Source organism: Devosia salina (assembly GCF_019504385.1).
Classification (GTDB): domain Bacteria; phylum Pseudomonadota; class Alphaproteobacteria; order Rhizobiales; family Devosiaceae; genus Devosia; species Devosia salina.
This window is the reverse complement of sequence record NZ_CP080590.1, coordinates 730,445-756,706: the sequence shown is the minus strand read 5'-3', so window position 1 is coordinate 756,706 and position 26,262 is coordinate 730,445. Positions and strand designations below refer to the sequence as shown.

Genomic DNA, 26,262 nt, shown 5'->3' with positions numbered 1-26,262 from the left:
TGTCATGGTTTCGCTGCTCATTTTTCACCCCTGGCGCGGAGCGCCTGATACTGCACGACGGAGAGGATGATGATGATGGCGAACAGGATTGTCGCTGCGGCAGCGCCCTCCCCGCCCTTGTTCTGCTGGAAGGCGAGTTTGTAGACGTACTGCACCATGACAATGGTCGGGTCCTGCCGTCCCCCGATCGAAAACAGATAGACCTGGTCGAAGATCTTGAGCTGAGCGATGAGCTGGATGGTCAGCACCAGCGCCGTCACCGGCCAGATCAGCGGCCAGGTGATCTTGCGGAACTGCCGCCAGCGCCCGGCGCTGTCGAGGGACGCGGCCTCATAGATTTCCGGCGAGATGTTGCGCAAACCGGCAATGAACAGCAGCACATTGAAGCCCAGCGTCCACCAGATCGTGACCACAGCCACCGTGGGCATGAAGAACGGGATGGTCCGCGTCAGCGACATCGGCTCTCCGCCGTTGAAAGGCCGGACGATGTACTGGATCAACCCATATTGCACGTCGATGATCCAGTTCCAGGTGAGATAGACCACCGAGACCGGCAGGATGTAGGGGAGAAAAAAGCAGGCCATGACAAAGCCCTGCTTCCAGCCCCTGAGGCGATTGACCGCCATGGCAATGGCCAGCGACACCAGCGTGTTGGGAATGACGGTCAGGAGCACGAAATAGACCGTGTTCCAGGTGGCGTTCTGAAACAGGCGGTGCGAGAGGATCTTGACGTAATTGTCGATGCCGACCCATTGGCCGGGGCCGATGAGCGGCGCCTTGGTGAAACTGAGCATCACCATCTGAATGGTCGGCCACACGAACAGCAGTCCGTAAATGGCTATGAAGGGCCCCACCAGGATCAGGGCCGCCAGATATTCCGAGCGCTTGTCGCGGATCATGTCGTTTCTCCTCCCGCCAAGAGATGGTGTCATGGCCGGCACCCTGGGAGCGCCGGCCGGTTGTCAGCGGGTCAGAGCTGGCTGTTGAGATCGTCGCGCATTTGCATGGCAGCATCGGCCGGGTCGAGTTCACCGGTGGTCGCGGGCACGATGTAGTTGGTCCAGGCATCGCCGAGCGGGGCGGCGGGGCCAGCGAGGATCGTGCGCGGGTCGAACACGGCCGTCGCGGCAAATCCGGCGTAGTCGGATTGCGGCTTCAATGCCTGGAAATCGGCGCTCTCGCGCACCGCGTTGAAGGCCGGGATATGACCTGCGCCCGCCCAGTCAAGGCTGTGCTCGTCCATCCATGCGATCACTTCCATCACCGCAGCGCGCTTGTCCGGATCGGCGTCCTTGCCAGCATTGGCGGGAATGACGAAGGCATGGGAGTCGGACCATGCGGCCGGCTGGTCGAACAGCACCGGCAATTCCACGGCGCCCCATTCGAACAGTTCGCCCTTGGCGGCCAGATCGGTGAACGTGGGGACTTCCCAATTGCCGTTGATGAAGAAGGCGGCCTGACCAGAGGTGAAGAGCGCCAGCGCGGCCGGGCTCTCGATCTGGGCGGGGGTCCAGCCATTGTCTACCCAGCGCTTCATGGTCTCGGTGGCGGTGGTCAGCTTGGCGACATCTTCGTCGGAGGGGAAGAACCCGCCGGCATCGGCGTCGAACATGGTGCCGCCCTGCTGGCCGAAGAACGAGTAGACTGCGCGGTATCGGTCACCGGTCGGCATGGACAGGCCATAGGCGCCGTCCTTGGTGAACTGGGCCAGCGCGCTCTCGAAATTCTCCATGCCGTCGAGCCCGGTGGGCAGGCCGTTTTCGCCCAGCATGCCGGCGGCTTCGAGCATGTCCTTGTTGTAGTAGAGGATCAGGCCGTGCTGATCGAATGGCACACCATAGCGCACGCCATCCACCTTGGCGGCCTGAGCCGCCGCAGAGGTGAAGCTGTCGTCGGAGAGGCCGACCGAAGCCAGGTCCTCGTCACTGATCTCGGACAAGGTGCCGCTATCGACGGCCAACGGCATGCGAGAAAGGTGATAGGTGGCGATGTCGGGACCCTCGCCAATCGCCGCTGAAGTCTGCAGCTTTGTGTAGAAGGGGGTGCCCCATTCCAGGGTCGTGCCTTCGATGGTGATCTCGCCTGCATGCTCCTCATTGAAGGCGTCGATCAGCGCTTTCATGCGGACGCCGTCGCCGCCGGCCAGAAAGTCCCACCAGACGACCGTCTGCTGGGCAAATGCTGTGCCCGTCAGGCCCATGAGTACCGTTGACACCAATGCCAGGCGTTTCATTGTCTTGTTCATGTTCACTCCTCCCATGTCATGCCCAATGCATGATCCTATTTCGGGTCCCGGCGGCGCATTGAGCCGAGCCGCCAGTCCGAATTTCGTGTACTCAGTTGCCGTGGAAAGCTGTGCCCTGGGCGTCGAAGAGATGGGTGGCGGCACCGTCCACCGACAGCTGGACCTCCATGCCGGGCTCCAGCAGGCTCTTGCCGACGTCTTCTCCGATCACCAGCGTGCCGTCGGTCAGGGTGACATGCACCAGTGTGCGGTCGCCCAGCCGTTCGACCAGCGCTATGGTTCCGCGCAATTCTCCGGCTTCGGCCACGGTCAGCGCCTCGGGGCGAATGCCCAGAACAAGGCCCTCCGCCATGGCCGGCGCATTGCTTTCCGCGATCGTGGTTGAGACCCTGCCGCCCCCCGCTGTCGCGACCATTCGACTATCGACCACATCGAGCGCGCTGACGGGCACAAAGTTCATCGATGGGGAACCGACAAAGGCTGCAACGAAGCGGCTGGCCGGGCGGGAATAGACATCCATCGGCGAGCCGATCTGCTCCACTCTCCGGTTGTTCATCACCACGATCCGGCTGGCCAGCGTCATGGCCTCGGTCTGGTCATGCGTGACGAAAATCATCGTGGTCCCGATGCGCTGGTGCAATTGGGCCAGTTCCACCCGTGTGCGCACCCTGAGGCCGGCGTCGAGATTGGACAGCGGCTCGTCGAGCAGGAAGGCCTGCGGCTCGCGAACGATGGCCCGGCCGATGGCGACGCGCTGACGCTGGCCGCCGGACAACTGCGCCGGCCGGCGATCGAGCAATTGCCCGATTTCCAGCATGCGGGCGGCCTCGTCGACGCGCCGGGCGATCTCGCCCTTGTCGGTACCGATGTTTTCGAGCCCGAAACTCATGTTCTGGCGCACGGTCATATGCGGGTAGAGGGCGTAGTTCTGGAACACCATGGCCACGCCGCGCTGATTGGGCGGCAGTTGGTCGACGCGGCGGTCACCAATGTGGATTTCGCCATCATTGACCGCCTCGAGACCCGCGATCATCCGCAGCAATGTCGACTTGCCGCAGCCCGAGGGGCCGAGAAAGACGATGAATTCGCCAGAGCGGATATGCATGTTCACCCGCTCGAGCACCTTCACCGTGCCATAGGACTTGCTCACGTCCTTGAGGACGATATCGGCCATACTGGTCTCCTCCGAACTACTGGGGTCCGTCGGCTCTCCGTCCGATCGGCTCCACGCTGACCTTGCCGATGCGGCGCGGTCAGGGACTGGTTTCTAGATCGCTCCCCGATCCACCGGCAGGTCCGCCGCTGTCGCCACGATGGCGTCGAGAAGGGCCGCCGCCACCGGATCGGCGCCCGGTGCCTCGCGCGTCAGCCGGAATGTCGTCGCCACCACCCCGCCGCGGCCGACGCGCTTCTGCCCGATAATGGCCGCAGGCTTGTGGACCCAGCCGCAGACCATCCCGGAAATCACGTTGCTGCCGAACTCCCAGGGCCGGAACCCGGTGAGCAGGTGGTGCGGCACCACGCCGGACAAGCTCAGGTCGAAGAGCGGGCCGCCCGGGATATTGGAGAAGTGCCCGTCGCGCCGGATCCAGGAGAAACCTGCTATCCAATCGCCCCGCCAGATTGTCCCGTCGCGCTCCACGAGGCTGATGCCTGGCAGGTGCTGGTCGAGGCTCGGGCGAAACTGCCTGCCATCGGCGACGATGGAGCGATGTGGCAGTTCCCCGTCCGGCATGTCGGTGCGCAGATTGTTGTTCGTCCGGACCGTGCCGTCCGCCAGGATCACATAGCGGGCGCCGGCCTTGATGGCTTCGACGTCGTCGCCATTGACGGCGTGCGTAATGACAATGTCGGCCTCGGATGCCGGCACCACCCGGTAACCGAGGCCGCTGGCGTAGGCTGCGAGATCGGCGTCGGCGGTTGCGATGGAGGAAAGGCCCGCCGCCTTGCGCTGGGAGTAAAGCGCGATGTCGCAACTGTTGCGCGCCAGAACTTCGCCATCGGCTTCGAGCACGAATTCGATGGTCAACATTTCATTTGTCGCAGCGTCGGGCATGCGAATGGCCGTCCTGCCCAGATCGGCCACGGAAACGGGACCGGTCGCGGGCACCTCCAGAGAGCCGCTGACCCCGCCGCGCCAGGTCAGTCGCGCGCCCGCCGGTATGGACAGACCGCCCGTGGCAATCCTGAGTTCGAGATCGAGGTCTTCGCCGGCCCAGGCCGCGTATCGCGCCGGCCGCGGGACGATGACAATATCGGTGTTGATGGTGGCGAAGACATCGTGGAACACACGGGGATTGCGCTCGATGTCGAGCAGCCCATTGGCCTCCCAGTGCACATCCGTCAGCTCGGTGATGACGTAGCCCATGATCGAGGGATAGCGCCGCATTTCCTCGATCTGGTAGCGCAGGTTCATGAACTGGTACCACTGGACCTTTTCGATGAAGCCATGGAAGCTGCCAAAGGTGCGTGCCATGTCGAGTGCGCCGAAGCGCTCTTCGACGCCATGCGGCAGCGCCACGCCGTCGCCCCAGAGCGATCCGGTCTCGAACCAGTCCGGCTCCGTGCCGTCCTCGCGGCGCAATTTGCCCGGATCAGGCAGGCCCCAGACACCGAATTCGGACACGATCAGCGGCTCGTCGCCCCGCCGCTCGGCGTCGCCCAGCGGCGAGAAGGTCCAATCGGCACCTGCCGCGAACTGGGCGGTGATATCATCCCATTCCTGCCGACGCTCGGGAACCGAGCGGTAGTAATGGTAGTCGTTGAGGTCGGTCTTGACGTGGAAGTTGGGGAAACAGGCGGAGTTGTCGATCACCAGCCGAGTGGGGTCCTCGGCCTTGAGCCAGTCATAGCTCTGCTTTAGCCATTGCCGGTGCTCCGCATTCTCGACGAGGCGCGTGCCCCAGTCCTCGTTGATCAGCGTCCAGGCGATGATCGAGGGATGATTGCGATCGCGGGCGAGAATGCCGACCATGGTCTCGCGCATGCGGCGCGCTGAGTCAGCAGTGAAGCTCTGCACATTGGGGACTTCCGTCCACACCAGAAGGCCAAAGCGGTCGGCCACGTCGTAATAGCGCGGGTCGGGCACCTTGATATGGCAGCGCAGCGTATTGAGGCCGAGTTCGACGGCTTTTCTCGCCTGGTCCTCTAGGAATTCAAGCGAAGGCGGGGTGTAGATGCCGTCGGGGTAGTAGTCCTGGTCCAGCGCTCCGCGCATGTAGACCGGCTTGCCGTTAAGCAGAATTTGGCCATTGGCGGTGGTGACGGTGCGGAAGCCGAAGGTTTCCTCATGCACATCGATACCGTCGGCCAGATTTACCGCGAGGGTATAGAGGTTGGGCTGGCCCACATCCCAGAGCTTGGCGCCGGGCACATGAAGGACTACCGGCAAGCGGCCATCGGCCGTGATTGCGGCTTGCGCCACCACAGTTCCGTCGGCGTCGCGCACTTCCACATTGGCAGCAAGACCCTTCGCCGCATCGGAGAACGCCAGGTTGGCGCGCAACACGCCATCCATGCCTGCCTCGATGACGACGCTTTCGAGCCGCCGCCGGTCGCGGGCCTCCAGTGAAACGGATTGCCACAAACCACCGATCCGCCCGTACCAGGAGATCTTGCCGTGCGGCACCTCGGCGAAAGGAAACTCGGGAAAGGCGTGGTGATCGGCCGAAGGCAGGGCCACCCTCACCTCAATCTCGTTGGTCGCGCGCAGGATTGAAGCGTCAACGGCGAATTCGAAAGGGAGGAAGGCGCCTTCGTGGCTGCCCAGCGTCTCGCCGTTGAGGAAGACTTCGCAGAAATAGCTGACGGCACCGAACCGCAATGCCAGATCGTGCCCCTCCCAACCGGACGGCAGGGTGAAGCTGCGCTTGTAAATGGCACGCCCGAACGTATCGACCAGATCCGAAAACTCGGCCTGCCAGGGCTGTGGCACATGCGCATCGCGCCAGGGGCCACCCTCGTGCCGGAACTGCCAGACCCCATCGAGCGACAAGCTCATCCGCGACGCGTCAGCCGACACGGAGGTTGCGGCATTGCCCAAGTTCATAATCTCCACCCTAAGCACTATTAGTTATATTATTAGCACCGTATTACCTTTTCTACGGCTTTGGCAAGAGGGTGCGCGGTGATGCAATTTCACGCGGGGAATTCCGTCGAGTCATGCGATCTCACGGGCGCGAAAAGCTGGCAGGAGACGGGGTTTATGCATTAGAAGCGGGTGGCCGGTGGCGATGGAGGGGATGTGGAAAAGCGCGCAACCATGCATGACGTGGCGGAACTGGCTGGCGTGTCCCAGGCCACCGTTTCGCTGGTGCTCAATGGCGTGCCCAATGCCCGCATCTCTAAAGCCACGCGCAGGCGCGTCGAGGAGGCTGCCGAGCAACTGGGATATCGGCGCGGCGCGGCCCATCCGGTTCCGGCCGGACGGCAGCGCGTCATCGGCCTCTTCATCGATGAGGTCTCGACGACCCCATTCCTGGCGCCATTCCTGGAAGGGGCACGTGACGAGGCGGCCCTGCAGGATGTGGCCGTCGCCGTGTTCTGCACGGGCAACAGCGCGAAGCTGGAGCGCGCCGCCATGGACATGCTGGTTGCGCAGAATGCCATCGGCTCCATCTATGCCACGCTGATCACCCGAGAGGTTGCCATTCCGGACCATTTTGCCGGACTGCCGCTGGTGCTTCTAAATTGCTACGAGCGCAGGGTGCGCTACCCGTCGGCGGTCCCGGGAGACATTGTCGGGGGCTACACGGCCACCGAGGCCCTGATCAAGGCGGGTCACAAGCGTATCGCCCATCTGGCGGGCGAGCACATAGTCGAAGCGGCCGTGGATCGAGAAAAGGGGTTTCGCCAGGCCATGGAAAGGCACGGCCTGGCTGTGGATGAAAGCCTTGTGACGCTTGGGGGCTGGAGCGTGAAGGCAGGGCGAGAGCGGGCGCTCGAACTGCTTTCGCGACCAGATCGGCCGACTGCCGTCTTCTGCTATTGCGACCGGATGGCGATGGGCTGCTACGAGGCTGCCCGCCAGCTCGGACTATCCATTCCCGAAGATATTTCCATCGTAGGATTTGACGACGAGGACATCGCGGCCAGTCTTAACCCGCCCCTCTCCACGCTGGTCCTGCCCCATGACGAAATGGCACGCTGGGCGGTCAATCAACTGCTCGATGACTTCGAAGGCATCGACGCCGACGAACGGCTGCAGAAGCTCAAGATCGAATGCGAGTTCATCGGGCGGCAATCCATAGTGCCGCCTAAGGCCTAGCCGAGGGCGCGTGGCGGCGCCACCGAATCGCGCTCGACCAATGGGCATTCCAGCTTGGTCAGCGAATGGCGCTCGTCCGTCTCGGCCTCCAGCATCTGTTCGATCACCCATCGCCCCATGGCCCGATGCGGCAGGATGGTGGTGGTCAGCCGCGGGTGCAGATGCCGAGCGATCTCCTCGTCGTCATAGCCGACGACCGACATGTCGCGGGGGATGTCGAGCCCAGCTTCCTTCAGGGCCTCGAAGCACCCGATGGCCATGCGGTCATTCTGGCAGAAGATGGCAGACGGCACCTCGGGCAGGGCGAGGATGCGCCGGGTCGCGTCATATCCCGCACTCGCCGACCAGTCGCCGTTAAAGACCAGGCTGTCGTCGAAGGGGATGTCAGCAGTTGCCAGGGCCCGTCGATAGCCCTTGAGCCGGTCCCGCGCGGCCTCCATCCAGATTTCGCCCGTGATGGTGGCGATGCGCCGATGCCCTTGCGTAATCAAATGGTGGGTGGCGCGCTGGCCACCGGCGATTTCGCTGGGAACGACAGCCGCATGGGTCATGCCGGTCGTGTAGCAGTTGAGCAGATAGACCGGTATGCCGAGATTGCGCAAAGCCAGCGGCAACTCCACCTCGCGGGTGAAAATGGTCATGTAGACCAAGGCGACGACACCCTGGTCCACAAAGGCCGCGATCAGGTCGGACTCGGTGTCTGCGTCGTTCTCGCTCTGGGCCACGAAGACCAGATCGCCCTGCTCCTTGGCGGCCTGGGTGATCCCGTCAATCGCCTGAACGGCCTCCGGGCTGGTCGCGATCTGGTCGACGATAAAGCCAATCCGCCGGGCGCGACGGGTCGGGCGCGCGTCCGGCCGTGCCTTCGGCGCCGCTTCTCCATAGCCCAACCGCCTTGCCGTCTCGAGAACACGTTGTCTCGTGTCCGCCGAGAGGCGGATACCGGGGACGGCGTTGAGCACAAATGACACGGTGGCCTGTGAACACCCTGCCTCACGCGCCACATCGGTCATGGTGACGCGGCGCGCCCTGGGCTGGCGTTTGAGCGCAGGGCGTCTGGACATAGATGCGGTCTTGGAGGGCGGCATGGGCGGCTGCGGAGTTGATACTGGCTAATAACTATTAGCACGCGCAATTAGCATTGTCTTGCTCTCCGCGACAGCACGAGAATGGGCAGCGGAAACCGAAACGGCCCTAGCGGTTTTCGCGGCGACGCCATGCTTCAAACTCGGCGACGAAGTGGTCCTGTGTCCGCGGGTAGAGGCCGATCACAGGCGTGCCTGCTTTGACTTTCTCCACCACGAAATCTTCATAGGCCGTCATCTCGACCGCCTCGTCGGCAACTTCGCCGGCAATGGCCTGCGGAATGACGATGACGCAGTCGTCGTCTCCGACGAGAATGTCACCGGGGAACACGGCCACGTCGCCGCAGCCGATGGGAACATTGAGATCGAGCGCTTCATGCAGCGTGAGGTTGGTCGGGCTCGAAGGGCGGGTATGATAGGCCGGGATGTCCAGCGTGCCGATCGTCGCGGCATCGCGGAAGCCGCCATCGGTGACGACGCCGGCGACCCCGCGGACCATCAGCCGCGTGACGAGAATGTCACCGGCGGAGGCAGCGCGCGGATCCTTGCGGCTGTCCATCACCAGAACGTGCCCGGCCGGGCAGGTCTCCACCGCGACGCGCTGCGGGTGTTGCGGATTGCGGAACTCGCTCAGCTGATTGCGGTCCTCGCGAGCCGGAATGTAGCGCAGTGTGTAGGCAGGGCCGACCATGTTGACGCCCTTGGCCCTGACCGGATGCACCCCCTGGATGACCTGATTGCGCAGGCCGCGCTTGAACAGGGCAGTAGCAAGGGTTGCGACTGAAACGGTCATGAGCTTGTCGCGAAGGACCTTGTCCATGTCGAAGACCTCCTAAGTCAGCTGGTTCTGGGTGATGAAGGCGTCGAGTTTCGCCTGCTGGGCCGCGGTCAGCGGCCAGGCAGAAGGCGGACGCGTCGGTCCGCAGTCCCGACCGAGCGCCAACAGAACGGCCTTCACTCCGGTCACATTGGTGCCGTTCATTTCCTCGGCGCGTATCTCTTCGAAGGCCTTCATGCCGGCGATAAGGTCATTGGCCTCGGTGTACCGTCCCGCCTCGAGCGCGCCATGGATGGCCAGGGAGCGCTCCGGCCAGACATTGATCAGCCCGGAGGTGAAGCCGCGTGCACCCACCGCATAGAAGGCGGGCGCCCAGATTTCCGCCAGTCCGCCGACCCAGACCAGCGACGGATCGCAGGCGGCCTTGGCCTCGGCCAGCTTCAGCGGATTGGGTGTCGCCCATTTGATACCCTTGACCTGCGGCAGGGCGCAGAGATCGGCAATGGCCCTCGTGCCAATGGCGTCATTGCGCAGATAGAGCATCATCGGCAGCCCGCCCGACGCGTCGGCGATGGCCTTGAGGTAGTCGACAATGCCGCGGGGGGCGACGAAGGGGTCGGGCGGCTGATGGACCATGAGCGCGGTCGCGCCCGCCTCCGCCGATACCCTTGCGAGCGCCGTGGCGTCGCGGATGCCTCGGCCGATGCCGGCCAGCACCGGGGCGCGACCGGCCACCAGGCGCACGACTTCGCGCACCATCGTGGAGGCTTCCTCGGTGGTCAGGGCGTAGAACTCTCCGGTATTGCCATTGACCACGGGCATGTGCAGCCCGGCGCCAAGCGCGCGGTCGAGAATGGGGACCAGCCGATCCGGCGCGACGTCGCCTTTGTCGTCATAGGGCGTAACCAGAATGCCGGAAATGCCCGTCAGGGCCTGATCCAGGGTAAGTGTCATGATGAAACCCCTTGCTCAGAAGATGTCGGGTTCGCCGGCGGCCCGGCCGAAATCGCGTTCGAGAAAGTCGAAGTCGCAACCCTTGTCGGCCTGGGTGACGTGCCGGGAATAGATCCAGCCCCAGCCCCGCTCGAAGCGGGGCGCAGGCGGCGTCCAGGCGGCACGCCGGCGGTCGATCTCCTCTTCGGCCACCAGCATGTCGAGCCGTCGATTGGGAAGGTCGAGCCGGACTATGTCGCCCGTCTGCAGAAATGCCAGCGGACCGCCGACAAAGCTTTCCGGGGCCACGTGCAGCACGCAGGCGCCATAGGAGGTGCCGGACATGCGCGCATCGGAAATGCGCAGCATGTCGCGATGCCCCTGCTTGATCAGCGCCTTGGGGATGGGCAGCATGCCCCATTCGGGCATGCCCGGACCGCCCTGCGGCCCGGCATTGCGCAGCACCAGCACGTGATCGGGTGTCACCGCGAGGTTTTCGTCGTCGATGGCCTTCTTCATCTCCGGATAGCTGTCGAAGACCAGCGCCGGACCTTCATGCACATAATATTTCGGGTCGCAGGCGGCCGGCTTGATGATGGCGCCGTCGGGGCAGAGATTGCCGCGCAACACGGCGAGCGACCCTTCATGATAGACCGGGTTGGAGAGTGGGCGGATGACGTCGTCATTGTAGACAACCGCATCGGCGATGTTCTCGCCGAGCGTCCTGCCATTTGCGGTGACCACGCTGGTGTCGAGGCGATCGGCGATCTGCCTGATCAGCGCCAGCAGTCCCCCGGCAAAATAGAAGTCCTCCATCAGATAGCCTTTGCCCGATGGCCGGACATTGGCGAGGAGTGGGGTATTGCGGCCCAGTGCGTCCAGATCATCAAGTGACAGCTCCACCCCTGCCCGGCGCGCCATGGCGATCAGATGCACGACTGCATTGGTGGAGCAGCCCGTGGCCATGGCGACAATGGCCGCGTTGCGTACCGCGGCTTCGGTCACGATCCTGTCTGGCGTCAACTCCTCCCAGACCATATCGACAATCCGCCTTCCGCAATCGGCCGACATGCGGGCATGCGCCGAATCCACAGCCGGGATGGATGAGGCGCCCGGCAGGGTCAGCCCCATGGCGTCGGCAATCGCCGTCATCGTCGAGGCAGTACCCATGGTCATGCAGACGCCGGCCGAACGCGCTATGCCGCCCTGCACGCCGCGCCATTGCTCGTCGCTGACATTGCCCGCGCGGCGTTCGTCCCAATATTTCCAGGCGTCGGATCCCGAACCAAGCACCTGACCGGCATAATTGCCACGCAGCATGGGACCGGCAGGCAGATAGATCATCGGCACACCGGCAGTGATACCGCCCATGACCAGGCCCGGCGTGGTCTTGTCGCAGCCACCCATCAGCACCACGCCATCGAGCGGGTGCGAACGGATCGTTTCCTCGGTCTCCATGGCCAGCATGTTGCGGTAGAGCATGGAGGTCGGCTTGGTGAAGCTCTCATCCACAGACAGGGTCGGCAGCTCCACGGCGAGACCCCCGGCCTGCGCGACGCCGCGCTTCACGGCTTCAACACGTTCCGGAAAATGACTGTGGCAGGAATTGAGCTCAGACCAGGTATTGAGGATGCCGATCACCGGCTTGCCCGCGAAATCGGCTTCCGAATAGCCCAATTGCATGAGGCGCGAGCGATGCCCGAAGCTGCGCAAATCGTCCGGCGCAAACCACCGGGCCGACCGCAATGTGGCGGGATCTTTACGCGACTTTTCGGTCATGGGTTCCTCCGCAATCGAGTTGATGTGTATGCGCATACATAAGAGGCTGTCAACGAGCGGCGTGACCCGAAATCATAGGCCTACCCTAAGGCAAATATGTCGCCCATGGCGCGCAATGATGAAAGCGAATACATAATGCCGTCGAAACAAGCATGACCCTTTGCGCCCCTTCGGGCATTCGGTAAGAGCATTGCATGGCAAACCGCACCCGGGACCCAGCGCAGATTCGTCGAGGCAGTGGCGTGACCATGGCCGAAGTGGGACGGCTGGCGGGTGTGTCGCAGGTCACGGTGTCGCGGGCCCTGTCCTCGCCCTCCAAAGTCTCCCCTGAAACGCTGCAGCGCATCCAGGATGCCATCGCGCGGACCGGCTTTGTTCCCAATGCCGTCGCCGGGGCGCTGGCCTCCAGCAAGTCGAACCTGATTGCGGCCCTCGTGCCCTCGGTCACCAACATCGTCTATTCGAGCATGCTGCATGCCTTCTCGGACATCATGTGGGAGCATGGCTATCAGATCATGCTGTCAGAGACCGGGTTCGACCTCGACCGGGAAGAGAAGGCCATCGCCACCCATCTCTCGCGCAGGCCCGATGCCATCCTGCTGACCGGCGTGCGACACAGTGCCGGCGCCCGGCGCATGCTGCTCAACGCCGGCATTCCCGTGGTGGAAATCTGGGATATCTCCGATACGCCCATCGATTGCTGCGTCGGTTTCTCCCATGTCGATGCGGGGCATGCGGCTGCAGACTTCGCATTCAATGCTGGCTATCGCATAGCCGCCACCATTACTGCCGGCGACGAGCGGGCGGTGCGTCGCCGCGACGCTTTCCTTGCTCGCTTCGCCAAGCGCGGCGGGAGTATCGCTGGTGGCATCGACTACACCACCTCCGCGACGCTTGGTCTTGGCCGACAAGCATTGTCGAGCCTGCTCGATCGGGGACTGCAGCCGGGGACACTCCTGTTCTGCAGCTCTGACCAGTTTGCCCAGGGCGTCCTGATCGAAGCCCAGGCGCGTGGCCTCAAAGTGCCCCAGGATGTCGCGGTCATAGGCTTCGGCGACCAGGAATTTGCCGCCCTGATGGAACCGGCCCTCACCAGCATCCGCATCGACCGGCAAGTGCTCGGCCAGGTCGCCGCAAGGGCATTGGTGGAACGCTTTGCGGCCAGTACCGACCTGCAGGCGGTCCATGATGTCGGCTTTGAACTGGTTCCCCGCTCCTCGACCTGAGCCGGGGCCGACACCATCAACTCCAGGTCCGATCCCACGAATATTCGTCGTCCCAGTGATCCGTCGGCTGCCATATGCCGGCAACGCCTGGCTGCAGATGCTGGCTGATGACCTCATCGACCACATCGTCAATGCCCAGCCCGGGCTTGTCCGGAACCTCGATGAAGCCGTCTTTGACAAGCGGCTTGGGAAGCCCGGTCACGATGTCATCCCACCAGTCGACTTCAACAGAGTGATATTCCAGCGCCATGAAGTTTTCCGTCGCAACCGCCACATGGGCGGCGGCCATGGCAGCTATGGGGCTTTCGGCCATGTGGATAGCCATGGCCACGCCGTGATCCTGGGCCATGTCGCCAATCTTCTTGGTTTCGAGAATGCCGCCCGACGTCAACAGATCCGGATGAATGATGGACACGCCGTTGCTCTTGAGCAGGGGCTCGAAGCCCTCCTTGAGGTAGATATCTTCGCCCGTGCAGATGGGCACCGTGGTGGCCTGCTGAAGCTGTTGATATTGCTCGGTATATTGCCAGGGAATGACATCCTCGAGCCAGGCTGGGACGTATTTCTCGATCCGCCGCGCCAATCGGATGCCGTTCTGGAGAGAAATGTGCCCCACATGGTCGATGGCGAGCGGGATGTCGTAGCCGATGACGTCCCGCACCTCATGGATATACTGTTCGAGAAGGTCCAACCCCTTGTCGGTAAAGTGCAGTCCGCTGAACGGGTGCCGGACATTGTGGGTGTCATAGACCGCATTTCGGGTCCGCCGCTCCTCCATGGAGCGCGCAGGGCCGCGACCGGGGTGAACGCGATAGCCTTCCAGCGATCCGGCCGGCGCGACAACAGCGCCGGGAATGTCGGCGATCTGCATCAGGCCCAGATCCATCTTGAGGAAGGTGAAGCCCATCTCCATGCGCGCCTTGAGCCGCTTGCCCGTCTCGGTGCCACTGGGCTTTTCGGCGTCCGTGTCGCAGTAGCAGCGAACCCTGTCCCGGAATTTGCCGCCCAGCATCTGGTAGATGGGCACCCCATAGGCCTTTCCAGCGAGGTCCCACAGCGCAATTTCAATGGCCGAAACGCCCCCACCCTGCCGGCCATGACCACCGAATTGCTTGATGCGGCGGAACAGGCGATCGATATCGCAGGGGTTCTCGCCCAGAAGGCGGGACTTGAGCATCAAGGCGTAAGTGGCGCTGGCGCCATCGCGGACCTCGCCGAGCCCGACAAGGCCCTGATTTGTGTAGATCTTGATCAGAGCCGAGGTGAATGGCGCCCCTTCGATCTCGGCGACCCTGAGGTCGGTAATGCGCAAATCGCTCGGTCGTGAGGCGGTCCGGACATTGGTTTCGATTGTCTCAGCAGCCCTGTCGGCGTCCATGAAATCCTCCCCCGTTTTGGCCCCCGGCTCGCAAGCTGAAGCAGCGTCGCTTCGCTACCGGGCAATTCCAGACCCTCGACTACATAGTTCGGGCGAAAGCGACCGCGATTTTGCGCACTCGCTGCAAGCCGCAGAACGACAGCCCGATTTTGAGCTGGTATGGTAGCAGATAGAGGGGAGAACAACATGATCAAGACTGCCGATATCAACCGGCCATCAAAGCATCTGATCGAAGGCCTGAGGGGGCTCGGCGCCGCCACGATTGCCGGTACGCTAGGGCATCTGGGCTTCCGCAATCCGCACATGACCGGCATCCTGCCCCAGACAATGGGCAAGGCCATCTGCGGCCCTGCGCTGACCTTGCAGTGCCTGCCGCAGCGGCCGGACCTGTTTACCGAAGGCGAATATGCCGATCCCGAAACGCAGCTGCATCGGCACGTCCTCTATCACGTGCAGGAGGGGGACGTTGTCGTCGTGGATGCGCGCGGGGACATGCGTTCGGGTATCTTCGGGGACATGATGTCCACCTATTTCAAAGGGCGCGGCGGGGCCGGCATCATTATCGACGGGGTGATGCGCGATCGACCCAATGTCGAAAAGCTCGACCTGTCGCTCTGGCTCAGGGGATGGTCTCCGAACTACCACGTCCAGACCGACATCTACCCCTATGCCGTGAACGTGACGATCGCCTGCGGAGGGGTGACCGTGGTGCCGGGCGACATCATCGTGGCCGACGACGACGGCGCCGTGGTGGTGCCGGTATCCATGGCCGAACGGGTCATCGAAGACGGCCACAAGCACGCGGAATGGGAAGAATTCTCCCGCATGAAGCTGATGCAGGGCGAGCCGCTGCAACGCTATTATCCACTGCATCCCGATGCCCAGGAGGAATACGAGGCCTGGCGCCGGCTGAACCCGGTCAAACCCGGCTGATTGGCGGCCGGGACCAAACAATAACCACACGCTCGGGGGGAGCATTGTGAAGATCACATCGGTCAAGACGGCCGCCACGACTGGCCATTGCATGCATTTGTGGGTTCGCATCGAAACAGACGCCGGCATTACAGGCCTCGGCGAATGCGTCCATGGTGGCCACCAGGCCATAGCGATCATCCAGCAGGAACTGGCCGACAAGCTGATCGGCCGCGATCCCTTCGCCATCGACGCGATCTTCGAGGAGATCCGCCGCAGCCTGGTGTTCGAAGGCGGCTTTGCCGGCGCGCTGATCACAGCGCTGACCGGCATTGAGATTGCGCTCTGGGACCTCAAGGGCAAGGCGCTCAAGGTGCCGATCTATGAACTGATGGGCGGCAAGTTTCGCGACGACATCCGCGTCTATTGCGACTGCGAAGTGTCACCCGGCATGAATATGGACGAGGTCCAGGCCGAGGTGGACCAGGTGCTGGCGGCCGGCTTCACTGCGCTCAAGGTCGATCTCGATATCCGCGCCTATGGCCATACCGGCACGGAGACCGGCTGGTATGAAAAGGACAGGTTCAACATGACTCCCAATAAATGGGAGCACGACCGCATGGTGCAGCTGGCCGAGATGGTGGTGAAGGCCGCCGGCAAGGGAGTAGAGGTTGCCTGTGACCTGCATACCAGGCTCGACAAGCACAGCGCCATCCGCCTCGCCCGGGATCTCGAACATCTGCAGCTGATGTGGCTCGAAGAGCCCATTCCGCCCGAGAATATCGACGTGATGGCCGAGATCACCCGCAGCACCTCGACCCCGATTTGCGCCGGCGAAAACCTCTATCTGCGGCATGGCTTTCGCAAGCTGCTCGAACAGCAGGCGGTGGACATCATAATGCCCGACATTCCCAAATGCGGCGGGCTCTCGGAGTGCCGCAAGATCGCCGAGCTGGCCGATCTCTATTCAATCCCCTTCGCGCCGCATAACGTGTCCTCGCCCATCGGGACCATGGCATCGGCGCATGTCTGCGCCACCATTCCCAATTTCCTGGTGCTGGAATTCCACTGGTTCCATCGCGACTACTGGTCGACGATCACCGATGGCGGCGAAATCATCAAGAACGGCAAGATCGCCCTGAGCGACCGACCCGGGATCGGGCTGGAACTCAATGAAGAGGTTGCGAGGGCGCACCAATATCCTGGAACCACGTGGTTCGCCTGATCGGGACGGTCCTGGCGCATGGCGTCGGGACCTATCCCCCCAGATTGCGGCTCCCGCGGCCATAGACCAGAAGCATGCCGATGATCACGCTGCCATAGATCACCTGCCGTCCGGCTTCGGGCATCTGCATGATCGAGAGCACCGAATTGAGCAGGACGATCAGGGTGACGCCAACCAGCGTCCCCACATAACGCCCCTGCCCGCCCAGAATCCGCGTACCGCCGATGACCACGGCGGCAATGGCCGGCAGCAGGTAGGCATTGCCCATGCCCTGATAGGCTTTGGTGGAATAGCCCGCCAACAGGATGCCAGCGATGGCCGCGCAGACGCCTGAGGCAACAAAGGCACCCACGATCACCCAGCGGGTCCTGATGCCCGAGAGGTAGGCAGCAGCCTCGCGGTTTCCGGTCGCATAGACCGATCGTCCGAATGCCGTGCGGGTCAGCAACAACACGATGACAAGCGACACCGCTGCCCACACGAAGATGGCGAGAGGCACGCCGAACAGCTTTTCTGCCGCCAGCATGCGCATCAGCGGCGTTGCCTTGTCCTGCGGGGCGAAGCCTCCCGTATGCCAGACCATGAGCCCGCGCATGACCGAGTCCACGCCAAGCGTGAAGATCATCGAGGGAATGCGCAGATAGGCGACGCCAAGGCCGTTGACCAGCCCCACGGCGACGCCCACGGCGATGCCGGTGGGCAGCGCGAGGTCACCGCCGACGGCGGTGGCCATCATCGCTGCGGCTGCAAGGGTCCAGGGCACGGACAGATCGATATGGCCAAGCAGGATGACCATCATCATCCCGGCCGCGACGATTCCCAGGAAAGACCCTGTCTGGAGCTGCTGGAGCAGATAGTTCGGAGAGAACAGTGGCGCGGTGCCCTGGGTTGCGAGCGTATAGACCGTGCCCAGTATCAGGATGACGACGATGAAGCCGGCCGAAATGAACACGGGCCTGTCTTCCGGTCGAAGGCGCGAGAGAGCGGTCTGCATGGCGTTCTCCTAGCGGAAGAGTTCGAGGCGGTTCTTGATCCGCAACACGCGAAACGCCCCCAGGCTGACGGCCGCGAGCAGCACCACCCCCTCCACCAGAGGCTGCAGCAAGGGGTCAATCGAGAGGATGCGGAAGTAGAAGGACATGACGCGCAGTATCAGCGCCCCGATGATTGAACCGATGGCGCCGCCCACCCCGCCAAGCAGCGACGTTCCCCCCAGAACGACAGCCGCGATGGAATTGAGCGTATAGGCTCCTGCCTGGGTAATGTCGGCATTGCCCGAAGCCGTCTGGATCGCCAGATAGAGCCCGCCACAGGCGGCGAAGAACCCCGCGAGGGTGAAGGCGGCAATCTTGGCGCGGTCGATCGGCAATCCGGACATGTAGGCCGCGCCCTCCGCCGACCCAGTCGCATAGATGGTCCGGCCGATGACGGTCCGCCGGAATGGCAACCAGACACAGGCGCCAAACACTACGATTATGAGCAAGGGCACCGGTATCCAGGACACCGGCGCGAACCAGACGGTGTCCGGGTCAAAGAGGCCATAGGTGTCCACGAAGTCCCAGAGGGAATTGGTGAGCGCCCAGTTGAGATCACCATCGATATCGCCACCCGGCTTGGGCCGGATGAAAAGCGCCAAACCCATGGCGATGGCCCCGGTGGCCAAGGTCGCGATGATCGGCTGCAGACGTCCGTAGACGACGATGAGACCGTTGCACAATCCAAACGCCGTACCTGCTGCCAGGGTGACGACCATGCCGAAGACGATCTGAAGCGGCGAACCATTGACCAGCACCGATGCGATGCAGGCGGCCAGCGTCATGACGGCCCCCACGGACAGATCCAGTCCGCCGAGCAGGACCGGAATAGTCTGCGCCATAGCAACGAAGACAATTGCCACCGATTCATTGGCGTTCTGGATCAGCACCGCGGTCGAAAAGCCGCGCGGATGCAGCAAATTGTAGAGGAGATAGAACGCAGCGAGCAGAACGACTGCACCGTAAAAGCCGCGGTTCTGCCGCATGGCAGTGCCAAGGGAGGTCATGTTGCTCACGACACGGCCTCCGGAGCTCTGGTGCCAATGTTCAGCGAGGCACCGACGATTGCCTCCTCGTTGATGTCGGCACCCGTCAGATCTGCGACGATGGCGCCGTCATACATGATCGCCACCCTGTCGCAGCAGCCGATGAGCTCGGCATAGTCGGTGGAATAGAAGAGAATGGCCCTGCCCTCGTCGGCGAGCTGGCGCATCAGCCGGTAGATTTCCTGCTTGGTGCCAACATCGATGCCCCGCGTCGGATCGTTGAGCAGGATGACCTCCGGATCGGTCATCAGCCATTTGGCGATGACCACCTTCTGCTGATTGCCGCCGGAAAGCGTCGCCACGGCATCCTGCGGCGAGCCGACCTTGATCTGCAGCTTGGCAATCGCGGCATCGACCGCCTTGCGCTCCTGGCCTGGGTTGATGAACGGCCCCACGGAGACGCGCGAATAGGACGCCGCAAGCAGATTGTCGGCAATCGACATGGGTAGCATCAGGCCCTCGGTCTTGCGATCCTCGGGGACAAGGCAGATGCGGCGCGGATCGCGTTTTGCCGTCGCGGGAGAAGAAGGCGCGCCGCCAACGCCGCCGACATCAACCCTGCCCTCCACGCCACGCAGAACGCCGAAAAGGGCCAGCATCAGCTCCTTCTGACCCTGACCGTCCAACCCACCCAGACCGACAATTTCGCCCTTGCCCACGGACAGGGTCGCGCCCTTGAGGCGGTTCTCCCAGACCAGATTGCCGACGCTCAAATGCGGCGGCCGCGCCATGGCGGCAGGCTTGGGCGGGAACTGGGCATCGACCTCGCGCCCGATCATCAGCCGAACGACGTCCCTGTCCGTCCTGCTGCCCTTGGCAAAGGTCTCGACATGGCGCCCATTGCGGAACACCGAAAGCGTGTCGCACAGGCGCTCCACCTCATTCATGCGATGAGAGATGAACAGGCTGGCGACGTTTTCCTGCCGCAGATCGGCCAGAAGCTCATAAACTGTTTCAACGTCGTTCCGGGTCAGGGCCGAGGTTGCCTCGTCCAGGATCAGCAGCCGAGGTGACTTGCCGAGAGCCTTGGCTATTTCGACCATCTGACGCCGCGACAGCGAGAGGTCGCGCACCAGGGTATTGGGGTCCACATCCTCGCATTTGATCCGCGCCAGGACAGCCTCGGCGAACTCGCGCTGGGCCCGGCGATCGATCATGCCCAATCGGCGCGGGGGCGTGGCCAGGCAGATATTGTCGGCCACCGTCAGGTCCGGGACCAGAGAGAGTTCCTGGAAGATGCAGACCACCCCGGCGGCGTTGGCCTCGGAGGGTCTCGAGAATTCCACAAATTGCCCATCGATCTGCATTGAACCGCTATCGGGCTTGAGCACGCCGGCAATGATTTTGATCAGCGTTGACTTACCGGCGCCGTTTTCGCCCAGAACGCCGTGAATGGTCCCGCGCTCGCAGGCAAAATCGACATTTTCCAAGGCGCGAGTCCCCGCGAAATGCTTGGAGATCCCGGCAAGCTGAAGAAAAGGTTGGGCTGACATCAGGCTTGGGCGCTCCAGGACCAGCACGTGGATGGGGCAGCGCCAGCGGGTGGCGCCGCCCCGCTCAACTCAGTTCACGTCGGCCTCGGACTGCGACATGATCGCCGGACCCGAGATATTCACGCCGCAGGGCGGGAATTCATTGACCGTGAAAAAGTTGTCCGGCAGGTCGGACCAATAGTTGGTGCCGTCCTCGAGCTGGTCATAGGTCGCCACCGGCAGCGGCACTGAAATCAGCTGCGGCATGACGTTGCCTTCGAGGGCCGACACGGCCGCCTTCATGGCAATCGCGACAAGGCCGGGCGACTGGCCGATGGAAATGCCCTTCAGGCCATCCGCAGAACGTTCGGCAACCAGCTTGCGGAAGCCGTTTTCGGATTCACCGGCGATCGGCACCATCGGGTGGCCAGCATCGATAAGCGCCTGCACCACGCCGGTCGTGCCACCCTGTGCCGCAACAGCGTCGAACTGGCCATGGACCGCTATGGCATCGGCCGTCACTTTCTGGGCCGTCCCATCGTCCCAGTTGCCAACGACCTCGACGATTTCCCAATCGCCGCCGCTGGCGGCGAAGGTGTCGTGAATGGCCGCGGAGCGATCACGGTCAACGGAATTGCCGGCCAGGCCACGCACTTCGAGGATCTTGCCGCCCGTCTTGCCCTGGGCGGCAAGCTCGTCGATGATGAATTGGGCCCATTTCCGACCCATCTCGGTCTGGTCTTCGTTGACCTGCATGACCGCGTCGGTGTCGAGCACGTTGTCAAACGGCACCAACACGACGTTTTCACGGTCTGCCAGCCGAATGACACGGTCGAAACCATCGGGCGATACCGCAATGGTGACGATGGCATCAAAGCCCTGGTTGATGAAGTCTTCGATGGCGCCGAGCTGCGCGGGGGCGTCCGTGCCGGTGGAGACCACCTTGAACTCGGCAATCTTGTCCTTGATGGCCGGATCTTCGGCGAAAGCCTTGGCGGTCTTGATCATCTGGATGCGCCAGGTATTGCCAACGAACCCATTGACCACGGCGATGCGGTATGGTCCTTCCTGGGCAGGCCATTGCAGGAACTTGGTCTCTGCACTCCATGGCGCAAAGCAAGTGGGATCGGCCCCGGGTCCCGACACAACTTCGGGACCGGCGATCGTCAGACTGGTCGATGCGAGCATGCCCGCTACAACCAGTGATGCAACACTGATGGTCTTCATAGTCGTCCTCCCTCTCAAACGTCTCAACGACGCTATGTCCGGGCGGCCGGGCCCCGTATGGGTCGGGCGGCCCGCACATTCGGTGCAGCAAAGGCCTACACGGCCTGCTGTTCGGGCCTCGTCTCCTCCTCGAAGGCCCAAAGTCCCAGTTCCAGATGCGACACGAGCGCGTATTGGTAGTGAATGCGGTCCTTCTGTTCGAGCGCATCGACGATGGCCGAATGCTGTTCGAACGTGTCTTCGTTGAAGTCGCGCAATTGCTTGGCGCGTTCCATGATGCGGATGATCACGGGCTTCATGATACGGTAGACGTCGCGGACGGCACGATTGTTGAGAATGGAGACCAGCCGCAGGTGAAACCTGAAATCCTGCTCGGATGCGTCGGAAATCGTCGGAGCGTGCCGCAATTGCGCATTGATTTCGCGCAGGGCCGCAATATCGTCCGGCTGCACGTTGTCGAAAAGGGTATCGACCGTGCCGACTTCGATCAGCTTCCTGAAACCCTGGATATCATTGAATGTGCGGCGCGATATCTCGAGCGTGTTGAACGAGAACAGGTCCAGTGCCCGCTCCATGCGGTCATCGATCAAGGTCGCACCGACCTTGGGCCGCACAGAGACAATCCCATAGGCCTTGAGGATGCGCATGGCCTCGCGGACGGTATTGCGCCCGGCGTCGAACCGTTCGCAGAGTTCCTTTTCCGTCGGCAGGCTGTCACCGACCTTCAGGCCGCCGTCGGTAATCAGGGCCCTGATATTGCTGACCATGGCGTCGACGGCCGAAGGCGCCGGGTTCACCCTGGCGCGCGCAGAGCCGACTGCCGCCTCCGCCGACCGTTTGGCACTCATCCCTTTACCGCCCCGACAGTCAGGCCCTCGGCCAGGAAACGCTGCGCATAGACGTAGAGCACGGCAACGGGCACTGCGGTCAGGAGCGATGCCGCCATCAACTTGCCCCAGGGCAGGATGTCGCCAACCACCAGTGACTGCAGTCCGATGGGCAGGGTGCGCAGGGACTCGGAGGTAATGAACACAAAGGCGAAGAGGAACTCGTTCCAGGCGTTGGTGAAGGCAAAGAGCGTCACCGAGAGAATGGCCGGGGCCGCAAGCGGCAGGGTAATGCGCCAGAAGATATAGAACCGGCTGGCGCCATCAATGAGCGCCGCTTCCTCCAGTTCCACCGGGATGGAGCGGAAATAGCCCATCAGCACCCAGGTTGCGAAAGGCAACAGGAAGGTCGGGTAGGTCACGATCAGCGCCGCGTGCGTGTTGATCAACCCCATCGAGTTCAGCGTCTGATAGAGCGGAATAAACAGGAGAGTGCCCGGCAGCAGGTAGGTGATCAGCAGCAGCGTCGTCAGGACGCCCGCGCCTCGGAACCGCAGGCGCGACAGGGCATAGGCCGCCAACGCCGCCAGCGAAACCGAGATGACGGTGGCCGCTGCCGCCACAAAAGCGGAATTCAGCAGCCAGGTGAGGAAGGGTGTGTCCTGCACCAGCGAACGGTACTGTTCCAGTGTTGCCGGTTGCGGCCAGAAGATGGATTGGCGCTGGCTGATCTGCTCGGTCGTTTTGAGCGAGGTGGTGACGATCCAGTAAAAGGGGAAGGCCACGAAGATCAAAACCGGCAGGAGCAGAAGCACGCGCAGCCATGGCCCGACTTCGCGGCGGACAGCCGTGCTGGTCAGCGGCCGCGTCTCCGGCCTGCCCGTCGCGCGCCGCACCCGGCGGATCAGCGCCTCGAAGCCGGAAAAGACGAGCTGGATGGGCCAAAACACGATATCGAGCAGCAGGTTGACGCCCTTGCCCCCAAGCGCCACCAGCCGGTCGGCGATGCCCGGCCGCGCGTCAAAACCGCCATCGCGCTTGTCGTCATGCCGCATGAAACGCGCAAGGAGCCAGATGAGAATGGCCATCAAAGGCGCGACCGAAAAGGCAATCGCGATGCCGGGGCCGTATTGCAGCGAACCGATGGCCTTCTCGTAGGCGAGGATGGAATAGAGCTTTGTTGCTCCGCTCGGTCCGCCACCCGTCATGAGGAACGGCAATCCGAACTGATTGAAGGTCGAGATGAACGACAGCAGCATGGTCACCACGATGACGTAGCGCAGGCTTGGAAGGGTGACGTGGCGGAAGCGCTCGACAGCATTGGCGCCATCCACCTGTGCCGCCTCGATCTGTTCGCGGTCGACCGCCTTGAGGCCGGCGAGCAGCAGCAGCACGTAGAAGGGTATGCCCTTCCAGACGTTCACCGAGATAATCGAGCCCATGGCCATGTTGGGGTCAGACAGCCAGCCCAGCGGTCGATCGATGACGCCAATTCCCTGCAGGATAGGGTTCAGGCCGCCGAACATGGGATCGTAGATGCTCTTCCAGGCCAGTGCGGTGACGATCTCCGGCACGATCCAGGGCAACAGCATGATGCCGCTGAGAAGGCTTCTGAATGGCAGGCGGCTGTTCAGGATGAGGGCCACCGACATGCCTACGACAAACTTGTAGAGCAGCGACCAGAAGGTGAAGACGAGCGTATTCTGCATGGAGAGCAGGAAATCGCTGTTGGTCCAGAGGCGCTGGTAGTTGCGCAGCCCGACGCTGTTGGTTTCACCGGTCAGGAAATTGAAGGAGGTGGTGCTGATGAAGATGGCATTGACGAAGGGCCAGAAGATCAGCAGTGCCATGATCAGCACCATGGGCAGCACGAAGAGCTGTCCGACCTTCCAGTCGGGCCCGAAAAGCCTCTCGAAATACTTCTTGCGTGACGTTTGCGGCTTTGCCGCTCCAACGGCCAGCGTCATCCGGTCTTCCATGCCTGAACTCCATCCCGGGCGCCGCAGCGGCCCGGTCGAACAAAAGTTGGCAATTGCGCCGCCGGAGCGGCGCAATGCATGAGCAATGAACGACCTGGCGGGACGGCTTTCGCCGGCCCGCCGGCCATTCGGACCAGCTACATGATGCCGCCTTCTTCGAAGAGCTGAACGATCTTGTTGTGGGCATCGGTGACCGCTTCCTGCGAGGTCATGCGCCCGGCAATCACATTGCCCATGGACTGTTCGAGAATGCCCTGTGCCCGGATGGCGTCGATCTGCGCGGCAGGCTGTGCCGGCCAGGACGGGCCGATGAACGGCTCGGGCACGCTGACCTGATCCTTGATGATCGCGAAGTTCGGGTCGGCCGCGATCAGTTCGGGAGTCCAGAGGTTTTCGTAGGCCGGCATGAACAGGCCACCGGCAACCGACGACATCGGGGTGAAGTTGGCCGGATCGAGAAGATCGAGCGCCAGCTTCTTGGCGAGGTCGGCGTTGGGCGCGCCCTTGAAGATCGTCAGCCAACCGCCGACCTGGCCACCGTCGCGGCTATCGCCATTGTTCGCATTGGGCTGGCGGAGCAGCACCGTGCCAGGGAAGACCGGGTTGTTGTCGCGCTTGGCCGCCGCATAGACCGAGAAGGCGTTATGCGTGTAGCCGATGCTGCCGGCGAGATAGGCCTCGTTGTTGGAGATGTCGCCCCAGCTCTCGACGCCCGGCGGCAGCATGGCCGCGTATTTGCCATTGCGATCATAAGTTTCACGGACGAACTCGTAGGCAGCAACCGTCTCGGGCGAGTCGAATTCGACCTTGGTGCCCGAGGCATCGGTGAAGTGGCCGCCGAAGGCATTGAGGATGCCCGAAGCCACGCCCCAGCCGTCGCCGGACTGGTTGACCGTCAGGCCCCAGCCCCAGAAGCCATTGTCGGGATCGGAAATGGCAAGAGCGGCCTCGCGGCGCTTTTCCCAGGTATCCAGGGTCTGCGGGTCGATACCCTTTTCCGCCAGCTTGTCGCCTCGGAAGAAGGTGCCCGTGGTGTTGGCGATGAAGGGGATAGCGACCCAGCGACCGTCGATCTTGCCGGACTTTTCAGCATTGATGCCCTGCATGACATTGCCATAGCGGCTGATGGCTTCCTCGACGACGTCATCGACGTCTTCCAGCAGGCCCAGCAGTTGCATCTGCGGAACAGAAACATTGCTGGTATAGGCCAGGTCGGGCGGATTGCCCGCGCGCACGGCCGCCGACATCTTTCCAAGGAAGTCACCAAAGGCTTCCGGATTGGTGGTCGAAATGTCGAGTTCGACACCGTTGTCCGCGGCGAACCCGGCCACGGTTTCCCGGAACAGGTTCTGCGCCTCCTCGAAATATTCCGTCCGATGAATGACCGTGAGCTTGCCGGCGCTGCCGGTCGGCAGGTCCATTTCGGGCTGCGCATCCTGCCCGAATGCCGGGAAGCCTTGGCTGCCTGCCAGCAGACCCAGGCCCGCAGCACTGCCACCCCGTAATACGTCACGCCGAGTAAACTTGTTTGACGACATGGTTCCAGTCTCCTCCAGTGGAACATGCGACCGGCGTCCGCACGCCTCAGGGCGCGGGCACATCATTGCCAACGGCTGCCAGGTCCTCCCTGCCGGGGCCAATTCCCTCGCCCCGCATTCACCGCCACGCTCTCTTTTGTCCCAGCATTGGCGATCAATATGCCGACAATTATGCCCATCAAAGCTATCCGTCAACATATTGTCGGACAAAATGCTTGTTCACGCGCAATCTGTGGACTACATAGCAAAGCCAGGCCTGCCGGGCCGGTGCCTAAGGGCGGGGACACACCGCCGGGGCCGCGGCAGATCGCC

The 26,262-nt window shown here is 62.8% G+C and carries 20 protein-coding genes; 4 read left to right on the top strand and 16 right to left on the bottom strand.

The window, feature by feature from the left end; genetic code table 11:
* Nucleotides 1-17: 17 nt before the first annotated feature.
* From K1X15_RS03615 to K1X15_RS03600, 4 genes are all read right to left on the bottom strand, one after another.
* Nucleotides 18-899 carry a carbohydrate ABC transporter permease gene (locus tag K1X15_RS03615; RefSeq protein WP_220306123.1) on the bottom strand — a complete coding sequence of 294 codons (882 nt, stop codon included), beginning with the start codon at nt 897-899 and terminating at the stop codon, nt 18-20.
* A gap of 71 nt (nt 900-970) precedes the next feature.
* Nucleotides 971-2,245: an extracellular solute-binding protein gene (locus K1X15_RS03610; protein ID WP_220306122.1), complete on the bottom strand. Its 1,275-nt coding sequence runs from the start codon at nt 2,243-2,245 to the stop codon at nt 971-973.
* A 91-nt stretch (nt 2,246-2,336) separates the two neighbouring features.
* Nucleotides 2,337-3,419, bottom strand: coding sequence for an ABC transporter ATP-binding protein (locus K1X15_RS03605; protein ID WP_220306121.1), 1,083 nt, complete (start codon nt 3,417-3,419; stop codon nt 2,337-2,339).
* 93 nt (nt 3,420-3,512) lie between these two features.
* Nucleotides 3,513-6,293 (bottom strand): glycoside hydrolase family 2 protein, encoded by a 2,781-nt coding sequence (locus K1X15_RS03600; RefSeq protein ID WP_220306120.1) that lies wholly within the window; start codon nt 6,291-6,293, stop codon nt 3,513-3,515.
* A 195-nt stretch (nt 6,294-6,488) separates the two neighbouring features.
* On the opposite strand from K1X15_RS03600, the gene K1X15_RS03595 reads away from it, so the two are divergent.
* Complete coding sequence (locus K1X15_RS03595) at nt 6,489-7,511, top strand: LacI family DNA-binding transcriptional regulator (protein WP_220306119.1); 1,023 nt, start codon at nt 6,489-6,491, stop codon at nt 7,509-7,511.
* On the opposite strand, the gene K1X15_RS03590 is transcribed toward K1X15_RS03595, so the two are convergent.
* The 4 genes from K1X15_RS03590 to araD all read right to left on the bottom strand — a co-directional run bounded on the left by K1X15_RS03590 (nt 7,508) and on the right by araD (nt 12,086).
* Nucleotides 7,508-8,575 (bottom strand): LacI family DNA-binding transcriptional regulator, encoded by a 1,068-nt coding sequence (locus K1X15_RS03590; protein ID WP_240549651.1) that lies wholly within the window; start codon nt 8,573-8,575, stop codon nt 7,508-7,510. The two genes, K1X15_RS03595 and K1X15_RS03590, sit on opposite strands and share 4 nt — an antisense overlap.
* Before the next feature lie 130 nt (nt 8,576-8,705).
* Nucleotides 8,706-9,416: a ribonuclease activity regulator RraA gene (locus K1X15_RS03585; protein ID WP_220306118.1), complete on the bottom strand. Its 711-nt coding sequence runs from the start codon at nt 9,414-9,416 to the stop codon at nt 8,706-8,708.
* Between the two features lie 12 nt (nt 9,417-9,428).
* The gene (locus K1X15_RS03580; RefSeq protein WP_220306117.1) at nt 9,429-10,328 is read right to left on the bottom strand and encodes a dihydrodipicolinate synthase family protein; all 900 of its coding nucleotides are present in this window, start codon (nt 10,326-10,328) and stop codon (nt 9,429-9,431) included.
* 15 nt (nt 10,329-10,343) lie between these two features.
* Nucleotides 10,344-12,086, bottom strand: a complete 1,743-nt coding sequence (araD, locus tag K1X15_RS03575; protein ID WP_220306116.1) for an L-arabinonate dehydratase — start codon at nt 12,084-12,086, stop codon at nt 10,344-10,346.
* A gap of 194 nt (nt 12,087-12,280) precedes the next feature.
* Here araD and K1X15_RS03570 point away from each other — a divergent pair, with 194 nt between their 5' ends.
* Nucleotides 12,281-13,312 (top strand): LacI family DNA-binding transcriptional regulator, encoded by a 1,032-nt coding sequence (locus K1X15_RS03570; RefSeq protein ID WP_220306115.1) that lies wholly within the window; start codon nt 12,281-12,283, stop codon nt 13,310-13,312.
* A 16-nt stretch (nt 13,313-13,328) separates the two neighbouring features.
* Here the strand turns inward: K1X15_RS03570 and K1X15_RS03565 are convergent, their stop codons facing one another.
* Complete coding sequence (locus tag K1X15_RS03565) at nt 13,329-14,690, bottom strand: mandelate racemase/muconate lactonizing enzyme family protein (protein WP_220306114.1); 1,362 nt, start codon at nt 14,688-14,690, stop codon at nt 13,329-13,331.
* A 186-nt stretch (nt 14,691-14,876) separates the two neighbouring features.
* On the opposite strand from K1X15_RS03565, the gene K1X15_RS03560 reads away from it, so the two are divergent.
* Nucleotides 14,877-15,623 carry a ribonuclease activity regulator RraA gene (locus K1X15_RS03560; protein ID WP_220306113.1) on the top strand — a complete coding sequence of 249 codons (747 nt, stop codon included), beginning with the start codon at nt 14,877-14,879 and terminating at the stop codon, nt 15,621-15,623.
* A gap of 46 nt (nt 15,624-15,669) precedes the next feature.
* Nucleotides 15,670-16,827: a mandelate racemase/muconate lactonizing enzyme family protein gene (locus K1X15_RS03555; protein WP_220306112.1), complete on the top strand. Its 1,158-nt coding sequence runs from the start codon at nt 15,670-15,672 to the stop codon at nt 16,825-16,827.
* A gap of 31 nt (nt 16,828-16,858) precedes the next feature.
* Here the strand turns inward: K1X15_RS03555 and K1X15_RS03550 are convergent, their stop codons facing one another.
* The 7 genes from K1X15_RS03550 to K1X15_RS03520 form a co-directional block, all read right to left on the bottom strand.
* Nucleotides 16,859-17,821 (bottom strand): ABC transporter permease, encoded by a 963-nt coding sequence (locus K1X15_RS03550; protein ID WP_220306111.1) that lies wholly within the window; start codon nt 17,819-17,821, stop codon nt 16,859-16,861.
* 9 nt (nt 17,822-17,830) lie between these two features.
* Entirely contained in the window at nt 17,831-18,868 is a 1,038-nt protein-coding gene (locus K1X15_RS03545; RefSeq protein WP_220307419.1) for an ABC transporter permease, read from the bottom strand.
* Between the two features lie 5 nt (nt 18,869-18,873).
* The gene (locus K1X15_RS03540; protein WP_220306110.1) at nt 18,874-20,400 is read right to left on the bottom strand and encodes a sugar ABC transporter ATP-binding protein; all 1,527 of its coding nucleotides are present in this window, start codon (nt 20,398-20,400) and stop codon (nt 18,874-18,876) included.
* A 69-nt stretch (nt 20,401-20,469) separates the two neighbouring features.
* A complete protein-coding gene (locus K1X15_RS03535; protein WP_220306109.1) occupies nt 20,470-21,606 on the bottom strand; it encodes a sugar ABC transporter substrate-binding protein in 1,137 nt (378 codons plus the stop codon).
* 95 nt (nt 21,607-21,701) lie between these two features.
* Nucleotides 21,702-22,454: a FadR/GntR family transcriptional regulator gene (locus tag K1X15_RS03530; RefSeq protein ID WP_220306108.1), complete on the bottom strand. Its 753-nt coding sequence runs from the start codon at nt 22,452-22,454 to the stop codon at nt 21,702-21,704.
* Complete coding sequence (locus tag K1X15_RS03525; protein WP_220306107.1) at nt 22,451-24,412, bottom strand: ABC transporter permease; 1,962 nt, start codon at nt 24,410-24,412, stop codon at nt 22,451-22,453. The genes K1X15_RS03530 and K1X15_RS03525 overlap by 4 nt, the downstream gene beginning before the upstream one ends.
* Nucleotides 24,413-24,549: 137 nt before the next feature.
* A complete protein-coding gene (locus K1X15_RS03520) occupies nt 24,550-25,950 on the bottom strand; it encodes an ABC transporter substrate-binding protein (RefSeq protein ID WP_220306106.1) in 1,401 nt (466 codons plus the stop codon).
* Nucleotides 25,951-26,262: the final 312 nt, after the last annotated feature.